25 protein-coding genes are annotated in these 26,518 nt (G+C 40.7%); 22 read left to right on the top strand and 3 right to left on the bottom strand.

Annotated elements, in window-relative coordinates:
* Nucleotides 1–6 precede the first annotated feature (6 nt).
* Nucleotides 7–1,110, bottom strand: coding sequence for a DNA polymerase III subunit beta (dnaN, locus tag MTN96_RS32715; RefSeq protein ID WP_004588058.1), 1,104 nt, complete (start codon nt 1,108–1,110; stop codon nt 7–9).
* A 13-nt stretch (nt 1,111–1,123) separates the two neighbouring features.
* Nucleotides 1,124–2,515, bottom strand: a complete 1,392-nt coding sequence (dnaA, locus tag MTN96_RS32710; RefSeq protein WP_004588059.1) for a chromosomal replication initiator protein DnaA — start codon at nt 2,513–2,515, stop codon at nt 1,124–1,126.
* Nucleotides 2,516–3,131: 616 nt separating this feature from the next.
* On the opposite strand from dnaA, the gene rpmH reads away from it, so the two are divergent.
* The 20 genes from rpmH to glmU all read left to right on the top strand — a co-directional run bounded on the left by rpmH (nt 3,132) and on the right by glmU (nt 21,975).
* Nucleotides 3,132–3,266, top strand: a complete 135-nt coding sequence (rpmH, locus tag MTN96_RS32705; protein WP_004335215.1) for a 50S ribosomal protein L34 — start codon at nt 3,132–3,134, stop codon at nt 3,264–3,266.
* Nucleotides 3,267–3,273: 7 nt separating this feature from the next.
* Nucleotides 3,274–3,699 (top strand): ribonuclease P protein component, encoded by a 426-nt coding sequence (rnpA, locus tag MTN96_RS32700; RefSeq protein WP_029772813.1) that lies wholly within the window; start codon nt 3,274–3,276, stop codon nt 3,697–3,699.
* A gap of 125 nt (nt 3,700–3,824) precedes the next feature.
* Nucleotides 3,825–4,100 (top strand): membrane protein insertion efficiency factor YidD, encoded by a 276-nt coding sequence (yidD, locus tag MTN96_RS32695; protein ID WP_004588061.1) that lies wholly within the window; start codon nt 3,825–3,827, stop codon nt 4,098–4,100.
* A gap of 8 nt (nt 4,101–4,108) precedes the next feature.
* Complete coding sequence (yidC, locus tag MTN96_RS32690; protein WP_024032130.1) at nt 4,109–5,743, top strand: membrane protein insertase YidC; 1,635 nt, start codon at nt 4,109–4,111, stop codon at nt 5,741–5,743.
* Between the two features lie 135 nt (nt 5,744–5,878).
* A complete protein-coding gene (gene mnmE, locus MTN96_RS32685) occupies nt 5,879–7,243 on the top strand; it encodes a tRNA uridine-5-carboxymethylaminomethyl(34) synthesis GTPase MnmE (protein ID WP_055255658.1) in 1,365 nt (454 codons plus the stop codon).
* 900 nt (nt 7,244–8,143) lie between these two features.
* Nucleotides 8,144–8,593, top strand: a complete 450-nt coding sequence (mioC, locus tag MTN96_RS32680; protein ID WP_054983816.1) for an FMN-binding protein MioC — start codon at nt 8,144–8,146, stop codon at nt 8,591–8,593.
* Nucleotides 8,594–9,019: 426 nt separating this feature from the next.
* On the top strand, nt 9,020–10,909 hold the full coding sequence (gene mnmG / locus MTN96_RS32675) for a tRNA uridine-5-carboxymethylaminomethyl(34) synthesis enzyme MnmG (protein ID WP_054983815.1): 1,890 nt from the start codon (nt 9,020–9,022) through the stop codon (nt 10,907–10,909).
* A gap of 15 nt (nt 10,910–10,924) precedes the next feature.
* Nucleotides 10,925–11,545 carry a 16S rRNA (guanine(527)-N(7))-methyltransferase RsmG gene (gene rsmG / locus MTN96_RS32670; RefSeq protein WP_004588066.1) on the top strand — a complete coding sequence of 207 codons (621 nt, stop codon included), beginning with the start codon at nt 10,925–10,927 and terminating at the stop codon, nt 11,543–11,545.
* A gap of 14 nt (nt 11,546–11,559) precedes the next feature.
* Nucleotides 11,560–12,345, top strand: coding sequence for a ParA family protein (locus MTN96_RS32665; RefSeq protein WP_004588067.1), 786 nt, complete (start codon nt 11,560–11,562; stop codon nt 12,343–12,345).
* Between the two features lie 20 nt (nt 12,346–12,365).
* Complete coding sequence (locus MTN96_RS32660; protein ID WP_004588068.1) at nt 12,366–13,292, top strand: ParB/RepB/Spo0J family partition protein; 927 nt, start codon at nt 12,366–12,368, stop codon at nt 13,290–13,292.
* A 142-nt stretch (nt 13,293–13,434) separates the two neighbouring features.
* Nucleotides 13,435–13,815: an ATP synthase subunit I gene (locus MTN96_RS32655; protein ID WP_024032126.1), complete on the top strand. Its 381-nt coding sequence runs from the start codon at nt 13,435–13,437 to the stop codon at nt 13,813–13,815.
* 15 nt (nt 13,816–13,830) lie between these two features.
* On the top strand, nt 13,831–14,688 hold the full coding sequence (gene atpB, locus MTN96_RS32650; protein ID WP_004588070.1) for a F0F1 ATP synthase subunit A: 858 nt from the start codon (nt 13,831–13,833) through the stop codon (nt 14,686–14,688).
* A 51-nt stretch (nt 14,689–14,739) separates the two neighbouring features.
* Nucleotides 14,740–14,973 carry a F0F1 ATP synthase subunit C gene (gene atpE / locus MTN96_RS32645; protein ID WP_004588071.1) on the top strand — a complete coding sequence of 78 codons (234 nt, stop codon included), beginning with the start codon at nt 14,740–14,742 and terminating at the stop codon, nt 14,971–14,973.
* Between the two features lie 42 nt (nt 14,974–15,015).
* On the top strand, nt 15,016–15,486 hold the full coding sequence (gene atpF / locus MTN96_RS32640) for a F0F1 ATP synthase subunit B (protein ID WP_004588072.1): 471 nt from the start codon (nt 15,016–15,018) through the stop codon (nt 15,484–15,486).
* A gap of 16 nt (nt 15,487–15,502) precedes the next feature.
* On the top strand, nt 15,503–16,036 hold the full coding sequence (gene atpH, locus MTN96_RS32635) for a F0F1 ATP synthase subunit delta (protein ID WP_004588073.1): 534 nt from the start codon (nt 15,503–15,505) through the stop codon (nt 16,034–16,036).
* 14 nt (nt 16,037–16,050) lie between these two features.
* On the top strand, nt 16,051–17,592 hold the full coding sequence (atpA, locus tag MTN96_RS32630) for a F0F1 ATP synthase subunit alpha (protein ID WP_004588074.1): 1,542 nt from the start codon (nt 16,051–16,053) through the stop codon (nt 17,590–17,592).
* Nucleotides 17,593–17,652: 60 nt separating this feature from the next.
* The gene (gene atpG / locus MTN96_RS32625) at nt 17,653–18,513 is read left to right on the top strand and encodes a F0F1 ATP synthase subunit gamma (protein ID WP_004588075.1); all 861 of its coding nucleotides are present in this window, start codon (nt 17,653–17,655) and stop codon (nt 18,511–18,513) included.
* A gap of 33 nt (nt 18,514–18,546) precedes the next feature.
* Nucleotides 18,547–19,932, top strand: coding sequence for a F0F1 ATP synthase subunit beta (atpD, locus tag MTN96_RS32620; protein ID WP_004588076.1), 1,386 nt, complete (start codon nt 18,547–18,549; stop codon nt 19,930–19,932).
* A gap of 13 nt (nt 19,933–19,945) precedes the next feature.
* Entirely contained in the window at nt 19,946–20,368 is a 423-nt protein-coding gene (locus tag MTN96_RS32615; protein WP_004588077.1) for a F0F1 ATP synthase subunit epsilon, read from the top strand.
* Between the two features lie 248 nt (nt 20,369–20,616).
* Nucleotides 20,617–21,975 carry a bifunctional UDP-N-acetylglucosamine diphosphorylase/glucosamine-1-phosphate N-acetyltransferase GlmU gene (glmU, locus tag MTN96_RS32610; protein WP_248534224.1) on the top strand — a complete coding sequence of 453 codons (1,359 nt, stop codon included), beginning with the start codon at nt 20,617–20,619 and terminating at the stop codon, nt 21,973–21,975.
* A gap of 28 nt (nt 21,976–22,003) precedes the next feature.
* Here the strand turns inward: glmU and MTN96_RS32605 are convergent, their stop codons facing one another.
* Nucleotides 22,004–22,846 (bottom strand): LytTR family DNA-binding domain-containing protein, encoded by an 843-nt coding sequence (locus tag MTN96_RS32605; protein ID WP_248534222.1) that lies wholly within the window; start codon nt 22,844–22,846, stop codon nt 22,004–22,006.
* 141 nt (nt 22,847–22,987) lie between these two features.
* Between MTN96_RS32605 and MTN96_RS32600 the strand changes: the two genes are divergently transcribed.
* Together MTN96_RS32600 and MTN96_RS32595 are read left to right on the top strand one after the other, a co-directional pair.
* Nucleotides 22,988–24,199, top strand: a complete 1,212-nt coding sequence (locus tag MTN96_RS32600; protein WP_248534220.1) for an acyltransferase family protein — start codon at nt 22,988–22,990, stop codon at nt 24,197–24,199.
* Between the two features lie 87 nt (nt 24,200–24,286).
* Nucleotides 24,287–26,080 (top strand): choice-of-anchor I family protein, encoded by a 1,794-nt coding sequence (locus tag MTN96_RS32595; RefSeq protein ID WP_248534218.1) that lies wholly within the window; start codon nt 24,287–24,289, stop codon nt 26,078–26,080.
* Nucleotides 26,081–26,518 lie beyond the last annotated feature (438 nt).

Below are 26,518 nucleotides of genomic sequence, written 5' to 3'. Positions count from 1 at the left end.
GGTATCTTATAATCGCATAGGCATAACCACGTACATTGCTTCTTCATCGCCCGCACCTTCAATAAGTGCACTGCTGTTTGAATCTGCTAATGTAAATAGTACATCTTCTGTTTTTAATGTATTTAGTACATCTAATACATACGATACATTAAAACCAATTTCTAGCTCATCACCCTCATACATTACTTCTACTATTTCCTCAGCCTCTTCTTGCTCAGGGTTATTAGCCGTAATTTTAAGTAAGCCATTGGCAAGGTTTAAACGCACACCTCTAAATTTTTCGTTAGATAAAATAGACACACGTTGAAACGCATTACGTAACCATTCACGGTTAGCGGTAATTACTTTATCTCCACCACGTGGTAATACGCGGCGATAATCAGGGAAGCGGCCATCCACTAACTTACTGGTAAAAGTAAATTCCACATCGATAATACGAATATGGTTAGCGCCAAATTGAATAGTAACTAATTCTTCATCGGCAACCATTAGGCGCATAATTTCTTGCACACCTTTGCGCGGTATTATTAATTGACGCTGCGTATTTAACGATTGGCCTAATTCTTTTTGCGCTATTGCCAAACGGTGGCCATCGGTGGCCACTGTTTTAATGTCGGTATTATCTACTTCAAACGACATGCCATTTAAGTAATAACGAACGTCTTGGTTAGCCATTGAAAAATGCGTGCTTTCAAGTAACTTACGTAACTCTAAACGCGTTAGCTGAAACTCAACCTCGCCATCCCACTGCTCTAAATTAGGAAAGTCTTCCGCGGCAAGTGTAGTAAGTGAAAAGCGGCTTTTACCACTGGTTAAAAGCAGTTGGTGCTCTTGTAAGCTCAATGTAAGCTCAGAACCATCAGGCAGGCTTTTACAAATATCGAGTAATTTTTTAGCAGGTAGCGTTAACTTTGTATCGGCAATATCATCACCAACAAAAACACCTGCAACTAGTTCAATTTCAAGGTCTGTGCCTGTCATTGAAAGTTGCCCGTTTTCTACCACTAACAATACATTAGATAATATAGGTAACGTATGTTTACGTTCAATCGCACCCGATACTTGCACTAATGGCTTTAAAAATTGTTCTCTTGAAATGGTTATTTGCATAATAAAGTCAGCCCTAAGATGACAACGTTCTTATTAAATTTTGATAATCTTCTTTTATTTCGTGGCTTTCATCACGAAGTGATTTAACCTTTCTACACGCATGTAATACCGTGGTGTGGTCACGTCCACCAAATGCGTCACCAATCTCAGGTAAGCTGTGATTAGTTAATTCTTTAGATAATGCCATAGCTACCTGACGCGGCCTCGCGATAGAGCGGCTGCGGCGCTTAGATAACAGATCTGACACACGTATTCTGTAATACTCAGCCACGGTGCGCTGTATGTTGTCTATAGTGACAAGCTTATCTTGTAGTGCCAATAAATCGCGCAGCGCTTCTTTTACAAAGTCGATAGAAATTGGGCGTCCGGTAAAATTAGCATTAGCTATTACACGGTTAAGCGCGCCTTCTAATTCACGTACGTTTGAGCGTAATTTTTTAGCGATAAAAAAAGCGACTTCGTGCGGTAAATTAATTTTACTCTGCTGCGCTTTTTTCATCAAAATGGCAACACGCGTTTCAAGCTCTGGCGGCTCTATAGCAATCGTTAAACCCCAACCGAATCGTGATTTAAGCCTGTCTTCTACGCCCTCAATTTCTTTTGGGTAGCGGTCAGAGGTTAAAATAATTTGCTGATTACCTTCTAATAATGCATTAAAGGTATGAAAAAATTCTTCTTGTGAGCGCTCTTTATTAGCAAAAAATTGAATATCATCAATCATTAGCGCATCTACACTACGGTAATAACGTTTAAATTCTTCAATGGCGTTATTTTGTAGTGCTTTTACCATGTCTTGCACAAAACGCTCAGAATGCATGTAAACAATTTTAGCATCGGGCTTGTTAGCCATAATGCCATTACCTACTGCATGTAATAAGTGAGTTTTACCTAAGCCTGTGCCACCGTAAATAAATACCGGGTTAAAGGCAGAGCCAGGGTTATCTGCAACTTGTGTTGCAGCCGCTTTTGCTAGCTGGTTAGATTTACCCTCAACAAAGCTGTCAAAGGTATAGTTATCTTTTATATTAGATTTATAGCCTGATTTAGGCGCAGGCTCTACTGCTGCTTTTTGTTCTACAGGTTGCTGTTTAGCAGGTGCCTGTGAACTAGGTGATGCAGGGGCTTCAACACTTGGCGCCGCCGCTTGAGTATTTAGTAGTGGTTTACTACCTACATCAAAACGTAATTCGGGCGCTTCATCACCACAAATTTCTACCAGTAACTCATTAATACGGTTTAAATACTTTTCTCTTACCCAATCAAGAACAAAGCGATTAGGTGCGTAAATCGTTAAGGTATCTTCGGTACTTTCTGCTTGTAGTGGTCTTACCCACATACTGAATTGTTGCGAAGGCAACTCATCTTGCAATACATATAAACAACTTTGCCAAACCGACAGATACACAGTTAAACTCCCAGAGGTATAATTTTTATTCCCGCACATCAATAATGATTAAAAATCATGCATTTATTGCGTTCAATTGGCCAGCTACCCGACCCAAGACCGGGTATTATGAAGGCACTTTATCCACAAGTAAAAGATTGATTTTTATAAAATTGTTGATATCAATGTATAAATATCTTAACAGACTGATTTATAGCGACTTTTATTTTAAAGCCTGATAACAGATCATAACAAAAACACACTGAGATCGCGAACCAATTTTACGATCTAAATGAGTTTTCCCATGCTTTTATTCACTTTTTAAACACCAGCTGTGGAAAACTTCTTAATTATGATGATCCTAGTTGATCACCCTACTTTATTACGATCCACATTCTTTTAGTCAGTCTCGGCCATTAATTCGCCTTTTTGCGCAAAAGCAGACCATTTTGCTTTAAAATTAATCCATAAATATCAAGCCAGCGTACAAAAAATGTAATAAACACGGTGTTTACAGCGCAATTATGATTGACTTTAAAGTGCTTAATCTATAATATCTCGCGCTCGCAATGGCACCTGTGCCAGGATCGCGACCTGCATAGGATGTTTTAACTTTAACCGATCGGATGAGATTGTTATGAAAAGAACTTTTCAACCTAGCGTTTTAAAACGCAAACGTGCACACGGCTTCCGTGCTCGCATGGCAACTGTAAATGGCCGTAAAGTATTAGCACGTCGCCGCGCTAAAGGCCGCAAAGTTCTTTCTGCTTAATATATAAGTGGAAGACTTTAGCTTTGGCAGGGAGTTACGTCTGTTAACTCCCTCGCATTACTCTCGCATATTTAACGAACCCGCTCGGGCTGCAACTCCTTTATTTACTCTTTTAGCTAAACCTAATGACCAAGATAAACCTAGGTTAGGACTCACTGTTGCTAAAAAACGTGTAAAAAAGGCATGCCAACGTAACCGTATTAAACGACTCGCTCGCGAAAGTTTTCGTTTAAATCAACACACCATCGATAATATCGATATTGTGCTTATGGTAAAAAGTGGTATTGATGAGCAGTCTAACGAAGAAATAACCAAACAACTTACAAAGCTGTGGCGTAAAATAAATGAACGCTGCAAACCTGGTGCACCTAAACCACCACCTTTTAAAAAACGCCCAAACAAATCAGCTAAATCTAATAAACAAACCCGATAGCAATAGAATTGCAGGGTTAATTAGGGTATCTTTAGCTCACCTTTTAATCATGCGTTTAAAATCTCTAATTGAGCCTTTAAATACATGGTATCTATTCACTAAATATACGCAGGGGTATAAACACCATGAGGTTACTTAAACCACTTGTTGCTATTCCAAAGCGTTGTTTAGTGTTATTTATCCGCGGTTATCAAATGTGGATAAGCCCACTACTAGGCCCGCATTGTCGTTTTAATCCAAGCTGCTCTCATTACGCTATTCAAGCAATTAATTTGCATGGATTTGTAAAAGGGAGTTGGTTAGCACTTAAACGCATATTAAAATGCCATCCTTTACATTCAGGCGGAGAAGACCCCGTTCCTGAAAAATTAACCCGTATTAACCACCAACACGAGAAATAAGAGCTGTTATGGAATCGCAACGCACGTTTTTATTAATCGGTTTAATGTTAGTGTCGTTTTTATTATTTCAAGAATGGAATAATGACTACAACACACCTAAAGCCGATCCTAGTGCCACTACACAAACACTAAACACAACGTCACCAGAGTCAGATGATTATATACCGTCATCGTCAGATTCAGGTTTACCTGCTTCGGCTACCGCTGCTAAACGTTCAGTTATTGACATTACGACTGACGTTTTCAAAGTAAAAATAGACACCAAAGGCGGTGACATTGTTGAAGCAGACTTACTCCAATACGAAGAAGTAAAAGGTGAAGAAACACCATTTATGCTTCTAGGCGAGTTTGATGGCAATCAATACTTCTCACAAAGTGGTTTAATTGGTTTAAATGGCCCAGACGCATCAGCGAATGGTCGCCCTACTTACCAAGCAACGCAAAAAGCCTACACGCTAAGCGGTGATGAGCTACGTGTACCACTTACCTATGTTGATAGTAATGGCGTTAGCTTCACTAAAACATACGTATTTAAAAAAGGTCAATACGATGTAGGCCTTGAGTACACAGTAAATAATGCTACAAGTGCGCCAGTGCAAGTACAGCTATACACGCAAATTAAGCGTACCGTACAAGAAAAAGGCAGCTTAGTAGATCAAAACTATTTAGGTGCAGCTTACGGTACTGATGAAGAGTCGTACGAAAAATACAGCTTTTCAGATATGGCTGACAAAAACCTAAATAAAAACACCCAAGGCGGTTACGTTGCATTTATTCAGCATTACTTTGTAAGTGCATGGGTACCTAAGCAAGACGAAACACACACGCTTTACAGCTTAATTACTAAAAGTAATGCCGCTATTATTGGTACAAAAGCAGCGCCTATAAATGTACAAGCCGGCAGCGAGCAAACTCTTAATGCGACTTACTACATGGGTCCTAAAGAGTCAGATATTCTTGAAGCGATTCACCCAGATTTAGACCTGACTGTAGATTACGGTTGGTTATGGTTTATTTCGCAACCTTTATTTGTACTTCTTAAATGGCTACACAGTATTTTAGGTAACTGGGGTGTCGCTATTATTGCCATCACTATTATCGTTAAATCGTTAATGTACCCGCTGACTAAAGCGCAATACACGTCAATGGCTAAAATGCGTGCCCTTCAGCCTAAAATGGCTGCCCTAAAAGAAAAATATGGTGATGACCGTCAAAAGTTCGGCCAAGCTACTATGGAAATGTACAAAAAAGAAAAAGTTAACCCTATGGGTGGCTGTTTCCCTATTTTGCTACAAATGCCAATTTTCTTAGCGCTATTTTACGTATTCTTAGAATCGACAGAGCTGCGCCATGCAGAGTTCATTCTTTGGCTAACAGACCTTTCTACAAAAGACCCATACTACGTATTACCAATATTATTTGGTGCAAGTATGTTTGTGACGCAAAAACTACAACCAATGACGGTTACCGATCCAATGCAGCAAAAAATGATGACCTTTATGCCAGTTATCTTCTCTGTATTCTTCTTATGGTTCCCATCTGGTTTAGTACTTTACTGGTTAGTGTCTAACCTTATTTCTATTGTCCAGATGCTTATCATCTACCGTGGCATGGAAAAGCAAGGTATAAAAGTAAGAGGCTAGCTTAACGGCTACTCATATAAAGGCGACTTAGGTCGCCTTTTTTATTGCCTATTTTTTACCACAGCTATTCGCTACCAATAAATGCATAGGTTACAATAGCGCCATTAAAGTTACTCTCGTTGGCAAATAAATAGCATGATCAATCAAGACACAATTGCAGCACAAGCGACCGCCCCTGGGCGTGGTGGCGTAGGTATAATTCGGGTTTCTGGCAGCCTTGCTAAAAGCGTGGCCGAAAAAATAATAGGTAAAGTACCTAAGCTTCGCTATGCCGACTACGTTCCTTTTAAAAGTTTAAGCGGCGAGCAACTCGACCAAGGCATCGCTATTTATTTTGCAGGGCCAAATTCATTTACCGGCGAAGACGTACTTGAACTGCAAGGTCACGGCGGCCCTGTTGTACTCGACATGCTATTAAAAGAAATTAGCCAAATAGAAGGCGTTCGCTTAGCTAAGCCTGGTGAGTTTTCTGAGCGCGCCTTTATGAACGACAAGCTTGATTTAACCCAAGCAGAGGCTATTAGCGATTTAATTAATGCAACCTCAGAGCAAGCAGCTAAAAGCGCCCTACAGTCGCTACAAGGTGAGTTTTCTAAACACATTGAAACCCTAGTAGAAAAAGTTATTCATTTACGTATGTATGTAGAGGCAGCCATTGACTTCCCTGATGAGGAAATTGATTTTTTATCCGATGGTAAAGTATCGGGCGATTTAGATGCCATCATCAGTCAATTACACACAGTAACGAGCCAAGCTAAGCAAGGCAGTATTATGCGCGAAGGTATGCGCGTTGTTATCGCAGGGCGCCCTAATGCGGGTAAATCAAGCCTACTTAATGCCCTAGCAGGACGCGAAGCTGCCATAGTAACCGAAATAGCCGGTACTACTCGCGACGTACTACGTGAGCACATTCATATTGATGGTATGCCACTGCATATTATCGATACCGCAGGCCTACGTGAAAGCCCAGACCGCGTTGAACAAATAGGTATAGAGCGCGCGTGGGATGAAATAACCCAAGCTGATCGCGTGTTGTTTATGCTTGATGGCACCGACACCACCGACACCGACCCACACGCAATTTGGCCTGAGTTTATGGCAAAGTTACCGCAAGGTATGGGTGTTACCGTTATCAGAAATAAAGCCGATTTATCGGGCGATGCAGTAGGTATGGATGAAAACCAACAATACCCAGTAATTAGTTTAAGCGCTAAAAATGCGCAAGGTATTGAGCTTGTACGCGACCACTTAAAAGCTTGTATTGGCTTTCAGGGCGCAACAGAAGGTGGATTTATGGCGCGCCGCCGCCATTTAGATGCACTTGAACATGCGGCCTATCACTTAGATACTGGTAAAACGCAGTTAGAAATGCACGTAGCCGGCGAAATATTAGCCGAAGAGCTACGCTTAACGCAGCAGTACTTAAACGAAATAACCGGTGAATTTACCTCAGACGACCTACTAGGCAAAATATTTAGCTCGTTCTGTATTGGTAAATAACTCGCTAAAGCAGCATAAAATAACACTCACTTTAGGGCACATTAGTGCCCTTTTTTATGCCCGGTATAAAAATTTAAAAAGCTAAAATGGGTTAAAATTAAATAAAAACGCGCCTGATTTTAGCGTATTCAACTCACCTGTTTAATCTCTCACAGTATAAAAATACACCACGTTAAGCGCGTAATTGGCGCTCGATATAGCTTAAAAAAGTACCAATATGCCGGTAAAAAGTATCCTTAAGTAGATTGTTTTAACTACGGTTTGTGAATTTATAAGCAAAAGTAACCGGTACTATTAAGGCCAACGCCCACGTTTTTAATTGATCCACCAGCAAAACTCCTCGCTGAACTTGAAAAATAATAAGACTAATTAAAAAAGGTTATCCACAATCGCCTACTTTATGGCTAATAAAACAAAAATAGCGGCACATTTATAAGCTTAAACCGCAACGATCTATAAAAAAGCGTAGTTTATTACACTTATTTTCACTTTTTTAGGGCAGATCCGCTTAATCGGATCGTTTTTAAAAATTATTTTTGATCGCCTTTTTAAGTTATCAACAAGATTACTATCCACATTATGATCAACAACAGCTTAGCTATATAAAAACGCGAGCTGGTGGCATCACTTATAAAAAAAATCAATGACTTAGCTATATTTAGATCTACAAAACATACTAGTTAAGCAGAGCTTTCCCCAACCTTATCAACAACTTGATCAGAAGATTACATTTAAATAGTTTTTGTTAATTCATTTATATTCAATAACTTATACAAGCATTTACAACAAAGAGCAAAAACAACTCAAAAATAGTTATACAAAATTACAAAGGTTTTCTTTACTGCAAGGCTAACTCAGTTATCATAGCGGGCAAATAAGTAAAGTGTGATCAGTTTAAATATGAGTTCTGTAAATATAATCGTTGGTAGTCAAATGGGATCTGCAGAATATGTAGCAGAACAACTATGTGATGAGTTAAATAACCAAGGTATAAGTGCTGAACTACATGATCAACCTAATTTATCTGATATTGATCAACACAATACAATCTGGCTTATATGCACATCGACCTATGGCGCGGGCGATTACCCCGACAACCTTTTACCATTTGTTGAGCAGCTAAATCAGCAAAGTGACTTATCTGCAATTAAATATTCAGTCATTGGCTTAGGCGATACCAGCTACGACACCTATAACCTTGCTGGGCGTAATATAAATAGTTTAATGGCAAGCCTTGGCGCAACATGCATAGCGCCAAGGCTTGAATTAAATATTCTTGATGAGGCATTACCCGAAGATACCGCCCTAGAGTGGCTAGACTCGTGGATAGAGAAAACACAATTAAAGTAATGTGATCGAATAAAATGCATAAACAAAGTTACCCACAATTTACTAATAATTTAATAGCTTTTGTGGATAACCGCTGATCAAACTGCGTTTTTAAGCATGCTTATCCATGGGATAAGATCCAATTGATATTGGGCTGTGTATAACCCCCCTTTTTGATCAGAGCTTATTTGCCTGATGATCCGATCATATTAACACCTTTAGATCTGATCTAATTTTATGTTTTAAATGAATAAATAGAGCTTATCAACAGAAAACCCGATCAATAGTAGTAATAGTATTAAAAGATCTCTTTAAAAGATCCTTTATATTATAAGTGATCAGTGACTTAGATCTTGCCCACTGTTTAATCATTTATCTTCTGCTAATTTCTAGGTAGAATACGCTCCCTTTTGAAGTTTACTGGTTTGATTAAGTAGGATCCCATTAATGATTTTTCACGAAAAGTTTGACGTTATCGTAGTAGGTGGTGGACATGCAGGCACTGAAGCCTCATTGGCTGCTGCACGTATGGGGATGAATACCCTGCTGCTAACTCATAATATGGATACACTTGGTCAAATGTCTTGCAACCCTGCAATTGGTGGCATAGGCAAAGGCCATTTGGTTAAAGAAATTGATGCGCTAGGCGGTGCTATGGCACAGGCTATTGATAAAGGCGGTATTCAATTTCGTACCTTAAATTCTTCAAAGGGACCAGCTGTTCGTGCAACTCGAGCACAAGCTGATCGCGCTTTGTACAAAGCTGCAATTCAAAACACATTACAAAACCAAGAAAACCTAAAAATATTTCAACAATCGTGTGATGATCTTATCGTTGAAAACGACAAAGTTGTTGGCGTAGTAACCCAAATGGGATTACGTTTTAGCGCACCTAGTGTTGTATTAACCGTAGGTACTTTCTTAGGTGGCCAAATACATATTGGTTTAGAGAATTTTAAAGGTGGCCGTGCAGGCGATCCCCCTTCAATTGCACTTGCTGATCGTTTACGTGAATTACCTTTTAGAGTAGACCGTTTAAAAACAGGTACTCCACCACGTATTGATGCCCGTACAGTTGATTTTAGCAAGATGCAAGAACAACCAGGTGATGCGCCTACACCGGTATTTTCGTTTATTGGTAAACAAAGCGATCACCCACAGCAAATACCGTGTTATATCACCTACACAAACGAAAAAACCCATGAGGTTATTCGTAACAATTTACATCGCTCGCCTATGTACTCTGGCGTAATTGAAGGTATAGGACCACGTTACTGCCCTTCAATAGAAGATAAAATTGTGCGCTTTGCTGATAAAGACAAGCACCAAATATTTGTAGAGCCTGAAGGTTTAACATCGTACGAGCTTTACCCAAACGGTATTTCAACCAGCTTACCTTTTGATGTGCAGTTACAAATTGTGCAATCGATAGATGGTTTTGAAAACGCACATATTTGTCGCCCTGGTTATGCTATTGAATATGATTTCTTTGACCCACGTGATTTAAAACAGTCATTAGAAACCAAATTTATAGACGGATTATTTTTTGCAGGCCAAATAAATGGTACTACTGGTTACGAAGAAGCCGGTGCACAAGGTTTAATAGCCGGCATGAACGCCGCTTTACAAGTACAAGGCAAAGATGCATGGACTCCACGTCGTGATGAAGCATATGTGGGCGTACTAATAGACGACTTAGCAACGCTTGGTACAAAAGAACCGTACCGTATGTTTACTAGCCGTGCGGAATACCGTTTATTATTGCGTGAAGATAACGCTGATATTCGCTTAACAGAAAAAGGCCGTGAACTTGGTTTAGTTAACGATGAGCGCTGGCAGGCATTTAACGAAAAAATGGAAGTGATCGAAAAAGAGAAACAGCGTATTAAAGAAACCTGGATCCACAAAGATCATGCTGTGGTTGATCAAGTAAACGCCTTATTAAAAACACCGCTTACTCGTGAAGCAAGTTTAGAGGATCTACTTCGTCGTCCAGAAATTCGTTACGATGACTTAATGGCTATTGATGGGCTAGGATCTGAGTTTACAAACCAAGCTGCACTTGAACAAGTTGAGATCCATACTAAATACGCAGGCTACATTGCGCGCCAGCAAGATGAGATCAATAAACAGCTTCGTCATGAAGAAACCATTTTGCCTAAAGAGTTCGATTACTCAACGGTATCGGGTTTATCAAACGAGGTAGTTGCTAAGCTAACGGATGCGCGTCCAGACACTATTGGCCAAGCTTCTCGTATTTCTGGTATCACCCCAGCGGCGATTTCGCTATTATTAGTGTATCTGAAGAAGCAAGGCTTATTACGCAAAACTGCGTAATGGTAAAGGTAAACTGTGTTACAGCAACAATTAACAACATTGTTAGCGCAAACTGATATTGCGCTAACCGAAAAACAACAACAGCAATTAGTTAAATACGTTGAGTTACTAAACAAATGGAACAAAGCGTATAATTTAACGTCTGTACGCTTACCAGAAGAAATGATGATTAAGCACATTATGGATAGCTTAGTTGTTGCACCTCATTTACCCGGTCATCATTATATTGATGTAGGCACAGGTCCTGGCTTACCAGGTATTGTATTAGCTATTGCACTACCTGATACGCAATTTGTATTGCTTGATAGCTTAGGCAAACGTGTTCGCTTTTTAATGCAAGTTAAACACGAGCTAGGGCTAAATAATGTCACCCCTGTGCAGTCAAGAGTTGAAGAATATCAACCAAGTGTTAAATTAGATGGCGTACTAAGTCGTGCGTTTGCTTCACTGCAAGATATGGTTGATTGGTGTTCACACTTAATTGATCACTCAGGCAAATTTATAGCGCTTAAAGGTGTGTTTCCTAGTGAAGAGCTAGAGTCGCTACCTGAGGGTGTAAAATTTGAAGATAAAATCTCGCTAGTAGTGCCTGAGCTTGATGCACAACGACATTTAATTATTCTTTCTAAAGACTAGGGATCAGAGACATAGTGGCAAAAGTCATCGCATTAGCAAATCAAAAAGGCGGCGTTGGTAAAACAACAACGGCTGTTAATCTCGCTGCATCTATGGCTGCAACGAAGCGTAAAGTGCTGTTAATAGATCTCGACCCCCAAGGCAACGCTACGATGGGTAGCGGTGTAGACAAATATGGCGATGTCGCCACCATTTACGATTTACTCATTGAAGAAAAACCAATGGATGAGGTGATAATCACTGAAACCTCGGGTGAGTATCATATGATAGCGGCCAACGGCGATGTAACCGCAGCCGAAGTAAAGTTAATGGAATTGTTTGCACGCGAAGTACGCCTTCGTAATGCGCTTGAAAAAATACAAGATAAATACGAATTTATTTTTATCGACTGCCCGCCTTCACTAAATATGTTAACAGTAAACGCCATGGCTGCTGCTGATTCTATTTTAGTACCTATGCAATGTGAATATTATGCGCTTGAAGGGTTAACCGCATTAATGGACACTATTACGCAACTTGCAAAGTTAGTTAACCCTAACTTACAAATTGAAGGCATTCTTCGTACTATGTACGATCCGCGCAATCGATTAGCAAATGATGTATCAGAACAATTAAAACAACATTTTGGCGATAAAGTATACCGCACCGTGATCCCACGTAATGTGCGTCTTGCCGAGGCACCTAGTTTTGGTGCACCAGCAATGTACTACGACCGCGCATCAAGTGGCGCAAAAGCCTACTTAGCACTTGCGGGCGAAATGCTACGCAGAAAAGAAAAAACAGCGCCGGTAGTCGCCTAACTTTAAGGTAAAAAAATAACATGTCTGCTAAAAAACGAGGTTTAGGCCGAGGACTCGATGCCCTTTTAAGTTCATCAAAACCAGCGCCGAGCTCAAGCAAGGAACAAGACACAGTAAATGTGACTGAAGCTGTACAAACTGCAGCACAGCCCGTTGCGAATGAGTTGCAAAAGCTGCCTATTGAGTTTTTACACTCAGGAAAATACCAGCCTCGTAAAGATATGTCTGAAGAAGCGCTTGAGGAGTTAGCAAGCTCTATCCGCTCTCAAGGCATTATTCAGCCAATTGTGGTGCGCCCAGTTGCAGAAAATAGCTTTGAAATAATTGCCGGTGAGCGCCGTTGGCGTGCTGCACAAATAGCAAAGCTTGAAAGCGTACCTTGTATTGTAAAAGATGTGCCAGATGAAGCCGCCGTTGCTATTGCGCTGATAGAAAATATTCAGCGTGAAGATTTAAACGCAATGGAAGAAGCTATCGCTTTAAACAGATTATTGAATGAATTTGAATTAACGCACCAGCAAGTTGCCGATGCGGTGGGTAAGTCGCGCACTACCGTGACCAATTTACTACGATTAAACAATTTAAATAGTGATGTTAAAATTCTGTTAGAGCATGGCGACATAGAAATGGGCCACGCACGCTGTTTATTAGCACTTGAAGGTGAAGCACAATCTGACGCTGCAAGATTAGCCGTAGCTAAAGCGCTAACTGTTCGCGAAACCGAAAAGTTAGTACGCTCAATTTTAGAGCCGGTTGCTGCTAAAGAAGCACCTGAAAAAGACCCAGATGTTAAGCGTTTAGAGCAAAAATTAGCCGACAACTTAGGGGCTAAAGTAGAAATAAATTATAACGCGAAAGGCAAAGGTAAGTTGGTTATTTCTTACACCAATTTAGATGAGCTTGATGGCATTTTAAATCGTATAAATCACAGCAATACCGACCATTAAAATTTTACATGTCCGATAAGAGACATTTGTAGCTATTTTGTGTTACAAAGCGTCTACTCAAGTTGCAAAACTGGTAGGATTAAGTATAATTTCGCCAGTTTTCACACCCTAACAATTAGAACGCCATAAAGGTTAACTAAACGTGACTAATAAGTTAGCAAGACCTTATAGGCTTGCCGCATTTAAATTAATTTGTCTTCAGGGTATCGTAGCACTTGTAGCTGCAGTAATTATTTTTGTTGGTTGGGGAGTAAACGCCAGCGTATCAGCGCTTGCCGGTAGCAGCGTAGCAATACTTCCCCACCTAGTATTTGCGCTTTATGCATTCAGATATATGGGTGCAAGCAAAGCAAATCAAGCGTATACCTCGTTAAAACGCGGTAACGGATTAAAATTTATGCTAACAATCGTATTGTTTGCACTGATACTCAAGTCAACCACGGTCGTTTTAGTGCCGTTTTTTTGTGTTTATGTATTTGTGCTCTTTACTGGATTGTTTGCACCCGTTTTTTTTAAACATTAACTTTTGGGATATAACATGGCTGCAGAAGAAGTTACTATATCAAGCCATATCCAGCATCACTTAACAAACGCTAAGATGTGTATGACCGACTCAGGTCTTGCCTTCAACAAAGCGTGTGCAGACAGTGGTTTCTGGACATGGAATATAGATACCCTCGCATGGTCAATCGGACTTGGTCTATTATTTTTATGGACCTTCCGAAGCGCCGCAAAGAAAGCTCACACCGGAGTACCGGGTAAATTTCAATGTTTTATTGAAATGATTGTTGAGTTCGTTGGTGACAACGTACGTGACACTTACCACGGTAAAAGCAAATTAATTGCTCCATTAGCCTTAACAATTTTTGTTTGGGTGTTCTTAATGAACTTAATGGATTTAATCCCAGTTGATTTCTTACCTGCACTTGCTGGTTTTGTTGGTGAACAAGCCTTTGGCATGGACTCACACGACGTTTACATGAAAATTGTACCTACCACAGACATAAACTTAACCGCTGCATTAGCATTGGGTGTGTTTATTCTGATGATTGGTTACTCTATTAAAATTAAAGGGGTTGGTGGCTTCATTAAAGAGCTTACACTTCACCCGTTTAGCTCTAATAGCAAAGTGGCTATGATTTTCTTAATTCCTTGTAATTTATTACTAGAAACAATCGCTCTAGTGTCTAAGCCTTTCTCGTTAGCACTGCGTTTATTCGGTAACTTATACGCTGGTGAATTGATATTCATACTTATCGGCGCAGTTGGTTTAATGCAACTTCCGTTGCACTTTGTTTGGGCTGTATTCCATATCTTAGTAATCGTGTTACAAGCATTCGTATTTATGATGCTAACCATTGTTTACCTAAGCATGGCAAGTTCAGACAATCACTAATTTATACACTTTTTATATTTAACTTTAACAATTGAAACTTTGGAGAAAAAAATGGAACTAGTATTAGGTCTTAAGTACATCGCAGTTGCTTTACTTATCGGCTTCGGTGCAATCGGTACTGCAATCGGCTTCGGTAACATGGGTGGTAAATTCTTAGAAGCATGTGCGCGTCAGCCTGAACTTGCACCTTCATTACAAGTTAAGATGTTCATCCTAGCTGGTCTAATCGATGCGGTAGCAATGATCGGTGTTGGTATCGCAATGGTAATCCTGTTCGTACTTTAATTTTATTTTTTGAACAGCTTACTATTTTAAGGAGGAGCGGTCGTGAACATAACAGCCACTCTTATCGGTGAATTAATTGCGTTTACGGTGTTTGTACTATTTTGTATGAAATATGTATGGCCACCACTTAATGATGCAATTGAGTCTCGCCAGAAGAAAATTGAAGATGGTTTAGCTGCCTCTGATAGAGCCGAAAAAGACTTAGAACTTGCGCAACAAAAAGCTGCAGAACAGCTTAAAGATGCAAAAGCTCAAGCGGCTGATATCATTGAACAAGCTAAAAAGCGTGCCGTGCTTATTGTTGACGAAGAAACTGTTCGTGGACAAGAAGAGCGTGAAAAAATTATTGCTCAAGGGCACTCTGAAATTGAATCAGAGCGTAACCGTGTAACAGAAGAGCTACGTAAGCAAGTAGCAACTCTGGCAGTGGTTGGCGCTGAAAGAATTTTAGAGCGTGAAATCAATCAAGCCGCACATAGTGACATCGTTGAAAAACTTGTCGCTGAGCTGTAATTAGGAGGGTATGAGCATGTCTGAATTGACTACTATCGCTCGCCCATACGCTAAAGCGGCTTTTGAACTTGCCGTTGAAAAAGGCACGATTGAAAGCTGGAATGACATGTTGTTTTTTGCAGGCGAAGTTGCCAGCAATGAACAAGCATCAGCCATTCTAGCTGGATTGCCTACTGCTACTGCACAAGCTGAGTTATTTATTAACTTATGTGCTGAGCAGCTCAACGAACAAGGTCAGAACCTAGTTAAGGTGATGGCTGAAAATGGACGTTTGATTGCACTGCCTGAGGTTGCTCAGTTATTCGCTGCGTTTAAAGCAGAGTATGACAAAGAAATCGACGTAGATGTGATTTCGGCAACCCCTCTTGCTGCAGCGCAGCAAGAGTCATTGGTAGCGACACTTGAAAAACGTTTCGCACGCAAAGTTAAGCTGAATTGTAGTGAAGACGCTGCAGTTGTTGGCGGCCTTATTATTAAGGCGGGTGACACTGTAATCGACGGCTCAGTACGCGGTAAATTAAACCGCTTAGCCACAACACTACAATCGTAATTGGGAAAAAGAGCATGCAACTTAATTCCACTGAAATTTCAGATCTGATCAAACAACGTATTGAGCAGTTCGAAGTTGTAAGTGAAGCTCGTAACGAAGGTACTATCGTATCTGTTACTGACGGTATCATCCGCATCCACGGTCTAGCTGACTGTATGCAAGGTGAGATGATTGAGCTTCCAGGCAACCGTTATGCTATCGCACTAAACCTTGAGCGTGACTCAATTGGTGCAGTAGTTATGGGTCCTTACGCTGACCTTACTGAAGGCGTAAAAGTATACACAACTGGTCGTATCTTAGAAGTTCCTGTTGGTGCTGGCTTACTTGGTCGTGTTGTAAACACACTAGGTGCTCCTATCGACGGTAAAGGCGCTTTAGATAACGACGGTTTTGAACCTGTAGAAAAAATTGCACCGGGTGTAATCGAGCGTCAATCTGTAGATGAGCCAGTTCAAACTGGTTACAAATCTATTGATGCGATGATTCCAGTTGGTCGTGGTCAGCGTGAGCTTGTAATCGGTGACCGCCAAACAGGTAAAACTGCACTAGCAATCGATGCAATCATCAACCAAAAGAACACAGGCGTTAAGTGTGTGTACGTAGCGGTTGGCCAAAAAGCATCTACTATTGCTAACGTAGTACGTAAATTAGAAGAGCACGGTGCACTTGCAAATACTATCGTAGTTGTAGCATCTGCTTCTGAGTCTGCGGCACTTCAGTACTTAGCACCGTTCTCGGGCTGTACTATGGGTGAATACTTCCGTGACCGTGGTGAAAACGCATTAATCGTATATGATGATTTATCTAAGCAAGCTGTTGCTTACCGTCAAATCTCATTACTACTTAAGCGTCCACCAGGTCGTGAAGCATACCCAGGTGACGTATTCTACCTTCACTCGCGTCTTTTAGAGCGTGCATCGCGTGTAAACGCTGATTACGTTGAAAAGTTCACTAACGGTGAAGTGAAAGGACAAACTGGTTCATTGACGGCATTGCCAATCATTGAAACTCAAGGCGGCGACGTTTCTGCGTTCGTACCGACAAACGTTATCTCTATCACCGATGGTCAGATCTTCTTAGAAACTGACTTATTCAACTCAGGTATCCGTCCGGCAGTAAATGCTGGTATCTCGGTATCGCGTGTTGGTGGTGCTGCACAAACTAAAATCGTTAAGAAACTAGGTGGCGGTATCCGTCTAGCCCTAGCTCAGTACCGTGAATTAGCTGCGTTCTCGCAGTTCGCGTCTGACCTTGATGATGCAACTCGTGCTCAACTTGAGCATGGTGAGCGTGTAACAGAGCTAATGAAGCAGAAACAGTACGCACCAATGTCTGTTGCTGAAATGTCTTTGTCGTTATTTGCAGCTGAGAAAGGTTATCTTAAAGATATCGAAATCTCTAAAATTATGGATTTCGAAGCAGCTTTACTTTCTTATGCAAGTAGCACATACGCAGAGCTTGTGGCTCAAATCAATGAAACTGGTAACTACAACGCCGAGATCGAAGCGCAGCTTAAAGAACTTCTTGAGAAGTTCAAGTCTACGCAAACTTGGTAATTTAGTTATTAATGGTGCGCTTTAGTTTACTAAAGCACACCTTGATTCGGAGAGAGAGTCATGGCCAGCGGAAAAGAGATTAAAAGCAAGATCGGGAGTATTAAAAATACTCAAAAGATCACTAGCGCAATGGAAATGGTTGCTGCGTCTAAAATGAAAAAGGCGCAAGAACGAGTGGCTTCAAGCCGTCCATACGCTGACAAATTACGCAAAGTAATTGGTCGTGTTGCTCAAGCAAATCTTGATTTTACTCACCCGTTCTTAGAAGAACGTGAAGTAAAACGAGTTGGTTATATTGTTATCTCTACAGACCGTGGTCTATGTGGTGGCTTAAACTCAAATGAGTTTAAAAAAGTTGCATTAGACATTAAAGCGTGGAAAGAAAAAGGTGTGGACGCTGAGTTTGCAACTTTAGGTAGCAAAGCTGCTAGTTTCTTTCAACGTTTTGGCGGTCAAGTGCTTGCTAAAAAAGCAGGCCTTGGAGATAAGCCTTCAGTACAAGACGTAATTGGTCCTGTAAAAATTATGCTAGATGCATTCTCAGAAGGTAAAATTGACCGTTTATTCCTGGTATATAACAACTTCGTTAATACCATGAAGCAAGAACCAACAATTGACCAGTTACTCCCTTTGCCAAAAGCTGAAGAAGAAGTATCTGCCCACACATGGGACTACTTATACGAGCCAGGCCCAGACGCTATATTAGAGTCTTTGCTTGTACGCTTTGTTGAGTCTCAGGTATACCAAGGTGTGGTTGAGAACGCTGCCTCTGAACAGGCTGCCCGTATGGTTGCAATGAAAGCTGCAACAGATAATGCCGGCGACCTTATGGATGAGTTACAGCTTGTTTATAACAAGGCCCGCCAAGCGGCAATCACACAAGAAATTAGTGAGATTGTTTCTGGGTCAGCCGCAGTTTAATGCTTCAGGCAAAGATTAACGAGAGGAATAGACATGAGTTTAGGTAAGGTCGTCCAAATTATCGGTGCCGTTGTGGATATTGAGTTTTCTCAAGACAACGTGCCAGCCGTATATGACGCGCTAAAAGTAACAGATGGCGATTTAGCTGGTTTGACTTTAGAAGTTCAACAACAGCTAGGTGGCGGTGTTGTTCGTACTATCGCACTAGGTACTACTGACGGTTTACGTCGTGGCGCAGCGGTAGAAAATACAGGTGAAGCGATTCAAGTTCCAGTTGGTAAAGCAACGCTTGGTCGTATCATGAACGTACTTGGTGAGCCAATCGATGAAGCTGGCCCAATCGGCGAAGAAGACCGTATGTCTATTCACCGTGCAGCGCCTTCATACGAAGAGCAATCAAGTTCAGTAGAACTTTTAGAAACTGGTATCAAGGTAATCGACCTTGTATGTCCATTTGCTAAAGGTGGTAAAGTTGGTTTATTCGGTGGTGCCGGTGTAGGTAAAACCGTAAACATGATGGAACTTATCCGTAACATCGCAATCGAGCACAGCGGCTACTCAGTATTCGCAGGTGTTGGTGAGCGTACTCGTGAGGGTAACGATTTCTACCATGAAATGAACGATTCAAACGTACTTGATAAAGTATCGCTTGTATACGGTCAGATGAACGAGCCTCCTGGTAACCGTTTACGCGTAGCGTTAACTGGTCTTACTATGGCTGAGAAGTTCCGTGACGAAGGTCGCGATGTACTTTTCTTCGTAGATAACATCTACCGTTACACGCTTGCTGGTACAGAAGTATCTGCACTTCTTGGTCGTATGCCATCAGCGGTAGGTTACCAGCCTACACTTGCTGAAGAAATGGGTGTACTTCAAGAGCGTATCGCTTCAACGAAGACAGGTTCAATTACATCAATCCAAGCGGTATACGTACCTGCGGATGATTTAACGGATCCATCTCCAGCAACTACCTTTGCTCACTTAGATGCAACAGTAGTACTTTCACGTGATATCGCATCACTTGGTATCTACCCAGCGGTAGACCCACTTGATTCATCTTCACGTCAACTTGACCCATTAGTAATTGGTCAAGAGCACTACGATACAGCACGTGGCGTTCAAACAGTTCTTCAGCGTTACAAAGAACTTAAAGACATCATTGCTATCCTAGGTATGGACGAGCTTTCTGACGAAGATAAGCAACTTGTATCTCGTGCACGTAAAATCCAGCGTTTCCTATCTCAGCCATTCTTCGTGGCAGAGGTATTTACAGGTGCGCCAGGTAAATACGTTTCACTAAAAGACACAATTGCTGGCTTTAAAGGCATTCTAAGCGGTGAATTTGATGACCTTCCAGAGCAAGCGTTCTACATGGTTGGCTCTATCGAAGAAGCTCAAGAAAAAGCTAAAAGCATGTAATTAGGAGGGTAGTATGGCAGCTATGACTGTACATCTTGACGTAGTAAGCGCAGAGCAGAGCTTGTTCTCTGGTCTAGTTGAATCGATTCAAGTATCTGGTAGTGAAGGTGAGCTTGGTGTTAATGCCGGTCACGCCCCACTACTAACTGCCCTTAAACCTGGTATGGTACGTTTAGTTAAGCAACATGGTGAAGAAGAACTGATCTATATTGCTGGCGGTACACTAGAAGTTCAACCGAACATAGTAACCGTACTTGCTGATACAGCTGTTCGTGGTGAAGACCTAGACGAGCAAGCCGCAGAGCAAGCTAAGCGTGACGCAGAAAGCCAAATGGCTAATGCGTCAGCTGCTGAATTTGATTATCAAAAAGCAGCTATGCAACTAGCAGAAGCTATTGCACAACTTCGCGTAATTCAGCAATTACGTAAAAAGTAAGCCTATCCGGTTTTTAAAAGCCCACATTATGTGGGCTTTTTTGTGCCTGTAATTTGGCTTTACACTTATATCAACCTGCAAAGCTGGTTACAATAAGTGTAATTATTATGAACAGTTTGTTTATCATAGATTCAGTCATTATTTTTTATAATACGGCTGAGTATGTATACATGGAGTGACATGCGTAATCTAGTTAAGCTACTTTCATTAACTCCTCACTAAAACAACGGAAAAAGGAAATTGTTTTAATGGCTCTAACAACAGTAATTCTTGCTGCGGGTAAAGGTACTCGTATGCGCTCAGCTCTACCAAAAGTACTGCATAAAGTGGCAGGTAAACCTATGGTGCAGCATGTTATAGATAACGCAAAGGCATTGGGTGCAACCACCACTAACTTAGTTTACGGGCATGGCGGCGAACTATTACAACAACAACTTGCCGATAACGACGTAAACTGGGTACTGCAAGCAGAACAACTTGGTACTGGCCACGCAGTAGCACAAGCAAGCCCTCATATTAATGATGACGACACTGTGCTTGTTTTATACGGCGATGTACCCCTTACAAAGCAATCAACACTTGAGCGCTTACTAGCCGCAACACCTAAAAATGGTTTGGCGGTATTAACAGTTAATTTGGTTAACCCAAATGGCTATGGCCGTATGCTACGAGAAGATGGCAAGCTTGTAGGTATTATTGAGCAAAAAGATGCAAGCGCTGAGCAGCTACTTATCAGCGAAGTAAACACCGGCATTATGGCGGTTAACGGCAAGCTTTTAAAAACATGGTTAGGCAATCTATCTAACAATAATGCGCAAGGCGAATACTACCTTACAGATATCGTTGCTATGGCGCACAGTGAAGGTGTAGAAATCACCTCAGCACAGCCCGATCATGCAATGGAAGTTGAAGGCGCAAACAACCGCGTACAACTTGCAGGCCTAGAGCGTGCTTATCAAGCATGGCAAGCAGAAGAGCTAATGTTAAATGGTGCCACCCTAGCCGACCCTGCTCGTATTGATGTACGTGGCAATGTTAAAACAGGCGAAGACGTATTAATTGATATAAACGTTATTTTTGAAGGTAATGTAACCCTTGGCAATAACGTACAAATTGGCCCTAACTGCGTACTTAAAAACTGTACCATAGGCGATAACGTTGTAATAAAAGCGAATACCCTAATTGAAGATGCAAGCGTAGCGGCTAAATGTACGCTGGGGCCTTATGCACGCCTACGCCCAGGTGCGGTAATGGAAGAAGACTCGCACATTGGTAATTTTGTAGAGATGAAAAAAACCCGACTAGGTAAAGGCTCTAAAGCAAACCACTTAAGTTACTTAGGCGATGCTGAAATTGGCGAAAAAGTGAATATAGGCGCAGGTACTATTACCTGTAACTACGATGGAGTTAATAAAGCAAAAACCATTATTGGTGATAACGCCTTTATTGGTTCTAACTCATCACTTGTTGCCCCAGTACACATTGGTACAACAGCAACAATAGGAGCAGGCTCTGTGATCACCAGTACCGTTGAAGATGAGCAGCTTGCAATAGCACGTTCTAAACAGCGTAATTTAACCGGCTGGAAACGCCCAGTTAAAAAATAATTATAAAAGGCTACTTAGGTAGCCTTTTTTATTTCAGTTGAAGTTTAAACTGTTCTTTATAGCGCCTAGACAAGTTAAGCATCTTACCTGTAGTAAGTTTTATTTCACTATCGCCACTAGGTAGCGGTGTTATAGATTCTATTCTATCTAGATTTACACCATGACTGCGGTGGATTCTACAGAAACCTTTCTCTTCTAGTTGCTCACTTAGTGCTGTTAGGGTCATTCTTAAAGGGTAAATAGACGTGCCAATATACAAGTTTACATAGTTGCCCGATGATTCAAGCCAATCAACATCGTCTATTTTTACAATAAACTCTTTACCATGCTTTTTTACAAGCAAACGGTTTAGAGTGGGTGTTGCTTGTTGCTCGCTTTCTTCTATAGAAGATGCCTCCCCAATTAATTGCTGAACGACATATTGATATACTTTTATGAGCGCAATAAAAAATATAAAGCTTATAGCATCCTTTTGATATTCGTATATTAATTCAAACCAACTCAAACCAAAATCATAAGAGCGACCCCAAGCTAAATATACAAGCTTGCGACTGCCTACCATAATAGCAATATGTAACATGCTAAATACAATTGAAGCGCCAAAATACATACCCAATGAAGTAGGTATTTTATGCCATTTAAAAGGTGTGTTATTCAAAAACCAAATTAAAGCCGGAAACATAAGCAAAGATCCTAGCGCGCTTGAATACTCCCATACAAATGGCTCCCAAATTAAAAATGTTAAATCTCCTGATCTTTTTACCTCCATAATTTGGGTTGTAGCATTTACGGTATTATTAATTAATACGTAAGCACACAGTAATACTGATGCGTATAAGGTTTGAAAACGCTGAAAGTGTTGTAGGTTCATAGTATGTGCTTATATTTATGTGGTGAGTTTATCCCTAAATACCACCGTTTATCACTAATGCCTGTAATATAAGCACTTATGAATATTTTTTGCGAGTCGTTTCAGTCTTACTAGTACCAATAGACATACATTGGTTTTAGTATGAATAAACAATTACACGTAACAAACCGTCATTACTTTCTTGATTGGCTGAGAGTCATTGCGTTTGCTGTACTTATTTTTTATCACATTGGCATGTTGTACAGCGAAAACTGGGGCTTTCACTTTAAAAGTACTTATATATCTCACTACGTAGAGTATTTTTTATTGGTGTTTGCTCCTTGGAGAATGCTACTGATTTGGTTTATATCTGGAGTAGCACTTCGCTTTATGCTCGATAAAGTGAGAGGTGTTAAATCAAATGCGTTATTTGTTTTAAATCGCTCTATTTTTATATTACTACCTTTGCTGGTGGGGTTATGGCTAATAGTTCCCTTTCAGTTGTATGCAGAAATGTCGCAAACAAGCGGGATAGACATAACGTATTGGCAGTTCTACTTAGCGTTTTTAGATATTAATAATGAGATGTTTGCCAATTACCAGTCTGGGGTATGGCCGCACGTAGATGTAAATCATTTATGGTATTTACGCTCTCTTTGGCAGTTCATGCTTATCATTATTTTATTTTCACTATTCATGAAGCTCCCTTTTTTTACGCCTTTACTCAAGTTAGGTAAAGTGAGGCTGCCATTACTGGTAAGCTTATTAGTCATAGCCATGTTGCTTACACATAACTACTTAGAAGGAGATGCTGTAAGGGAGGCTAACGGCTTTATATTTCTATTTATAGGGTATCTGTCAGGCAAACACAATTATTTTTGGGCGAGCCTAAAACACTATTTTTGGGTGTTATGTGTAAGCTTTACCCTGCCATTAATATACATATTAATGGCTTACCAAAACGTATTTGATTTACCTAGTTATATTTTTACTACTATATACAATATTCAAAGAGTATTGGGAGTGCTTACCATGCTTGCACTCGCACAGCATTTTTTAAACTTTAAAACTAATTACTTAAAAACATTTAATAGCTGGGTGTTCCCTTTTTATTTATTGCACCAAAGTGTACTCATAATCCTATGTTTTGTTTTGCAGCCTTTAGAGGTAGGTTCTTTTATTGAACCACTCTTGGTTGTTATTGGTACATGGTGTATTTGCGCGGTTATTAAATTAATAGTGACACGTATTGATATTTTAAGGCCTTTAATAGGTGTTAAAACTCAAAATAGCTATTCCAAGCCTTATAAATTATTAGGTTATACAGTAAGCCTTATTCTTGTGTGCCCCTTAGCATTTAAACTCGTTTTTTAAAGTTAAAAAAGCTTTATTAAAAGTGCCATAGCTTTGTCATACCTGTGTGTTGTTATTTTGTTCAATACCACACTAAGGAAAATAACAATGTTAAAAAGGTCACTTATAGCACTTTCACTCATATCAATATTAACGGGTTGCTCACTAGATGGAGATGACGGCCAAGACGGCACGCAAGGTATCCAAGGGGAGCAAGGCACAGCGGGTCTAAATGGTACTAACGGCACCAATGCAAACTCTGCGTTAAATATAAGTTTAGTAGGCCGCGCTGTACTTAATGCCCAAAGCCCCGAAGGTGCAGCCGAAATAGTCGCATATCAAGCATCTAAAAAGTGGATTTACGCCATTAACAGCTCTGGTGATGAAGCCGTTGTTAATATTATACCCGCCGACACCTTTGATACGGCGGCCCTTGTTAAAGATAACGAAGGGATAGTGAGTGCAACTAACCTAACATCAACCATTACCCTTACCTTAAACGACAACACCCCAGGCGATGCTAACAGCATAGCAATAGATGAAAACAACCAAATGCTAGCTGTGGCTATGGCTGCTAAAAATGTGGGCGAAGCGGGTCAAATTGCATTTTACGACATAAGCGGCGATACACCCGCCTTCATAAAAAATGTACCAGCAGGCTTTTTGCCAGACATGGTGACTTTTAACCACGACGGTACAAAAGTAGTTGTAGCCAATGAAGGTGAACCTAATGGCGATTACAGTATCGACCCAGAAGGCTCTGTAAGCATAATTAATATAGTAGAAGGTGTAGTAGCTGATACGGCAGCTAATATTGACTTTACTACTTACAATAGTCAGCAAGCTGAACTTGAGTCTGATGGATTTGTGTTTGCTAACCCTACAGGGCGCACTATTAGCGGAAATGTAATAAATACGACAGTAGCTATGGATTTAGAGCCTGAGTACGTCAGCATTTCTAAAGATAACAAATATGCCTACGTATCAATTCAAGAAAATAACGGTCTCGCTATTATTAACCTAGAAGATAATAGCGTAGAGCTAAAAGCGCTAGGCTTTAAAGACTGGTCAGATTTACAAATAGATGCATCAGATAAAGACGGCGGTGTTAATTTTAAATCGTATCCAGGGCTTTATGGTATGTATCAGCCAGATACAATTTCAAGCTTTAGCTGGAAAGGCGCAAACTTTATAGTATCGGCAAATGAAGGTGATGCACGCGAGTACTTCTTTGATGTAACAGATGAAGCAGACTGCACAGCAAAGGGCGGCCTAGATTACGATGAAGATGATGGCTGTCTTGCCTATATAGATGAAAGCCGCGTTGAAGATTTAACGCTTGCAGCTAATTTTGACTACTTAAATAACGACGATGACGATATAGGCCGCTTGAAGGTAAGCACTGTAAAAGGTGATACGAATGACGACGGTCAATACGAATCGCTTTATGCCTATGGTGCACGCTCATTTACTATTTGGGACAGTAATGGGCTGGTGGTATTTGACTCAGGCGATGACATAGGTCGTATTACCGCATCGGTTCATGGTGAAGCCTTTAATAACAATGAAGATGAAAACGAAGGTGACACACGCTCAGATGATAAAGGCGCAGAACCCGAAGCGCTAACAATAGGTACGATAGACGAACGCACTTTTGCCTTTATAGGTCTTGAGCGCATGGGCGGGATTATGGTTTACGATATTACCAACCCTTACGATGTGCAATTTGAAGATTACTTTTATAACCGTGGTGTAATAGAAGGGGCAGATATAACCGGCGACCTTGCACCCGAAGGCATGGTGTTTGTAACTGCCGAACAAAGTGCGACAGGCGAGCCACTGCTTATAATCGGTAATGAGATCTCAGGTTCTATAGCTGTATGGCAAATTGCAGCAAATTAAAACCAACAAAGCAGTACAGCGATTACTAAATGTACTGCTTTTTCTAACGCGCAAATATTAGCTGTAAAATAGCGACTTAACATGCGCGTTTTTTAATCTAAAATCAGCCCGTAGGCCTTTATTTGTATGCGTTTCATACTAAATTCATTTATTTGTCAAAAAGCTGAAATTAAACATTGACCCCCGCTCGAATCTCCCTATAATGCGACCCCACTGAGACGGGAAACGCTGAAGCATAGCAAGGCACAACGGCTCAGAGAGTTAAGTAAAACTTCGGTTTTAAATCTTCTAAAAAGAAAGTTTAAAATTAAGTGTTGACTCGAAAAATAAAGGATGTATTATACGCATCCCTAGCGACAAGGTCGCAACGTTCTTTAACAATATAAAGCAATCATCTGTGTGGGCACTCGTACAGATTGAGTTCTAACAGCCAAGCTA

This window comes from Pseudoalteromonas sp. 2CM28B (assembly GCF_023161935.1).
The sequence above is the reverse complement of the archived record's forward strand: the minus strand, read 5'-3'. Positions and strand labels throughout refer to the sequence as shown.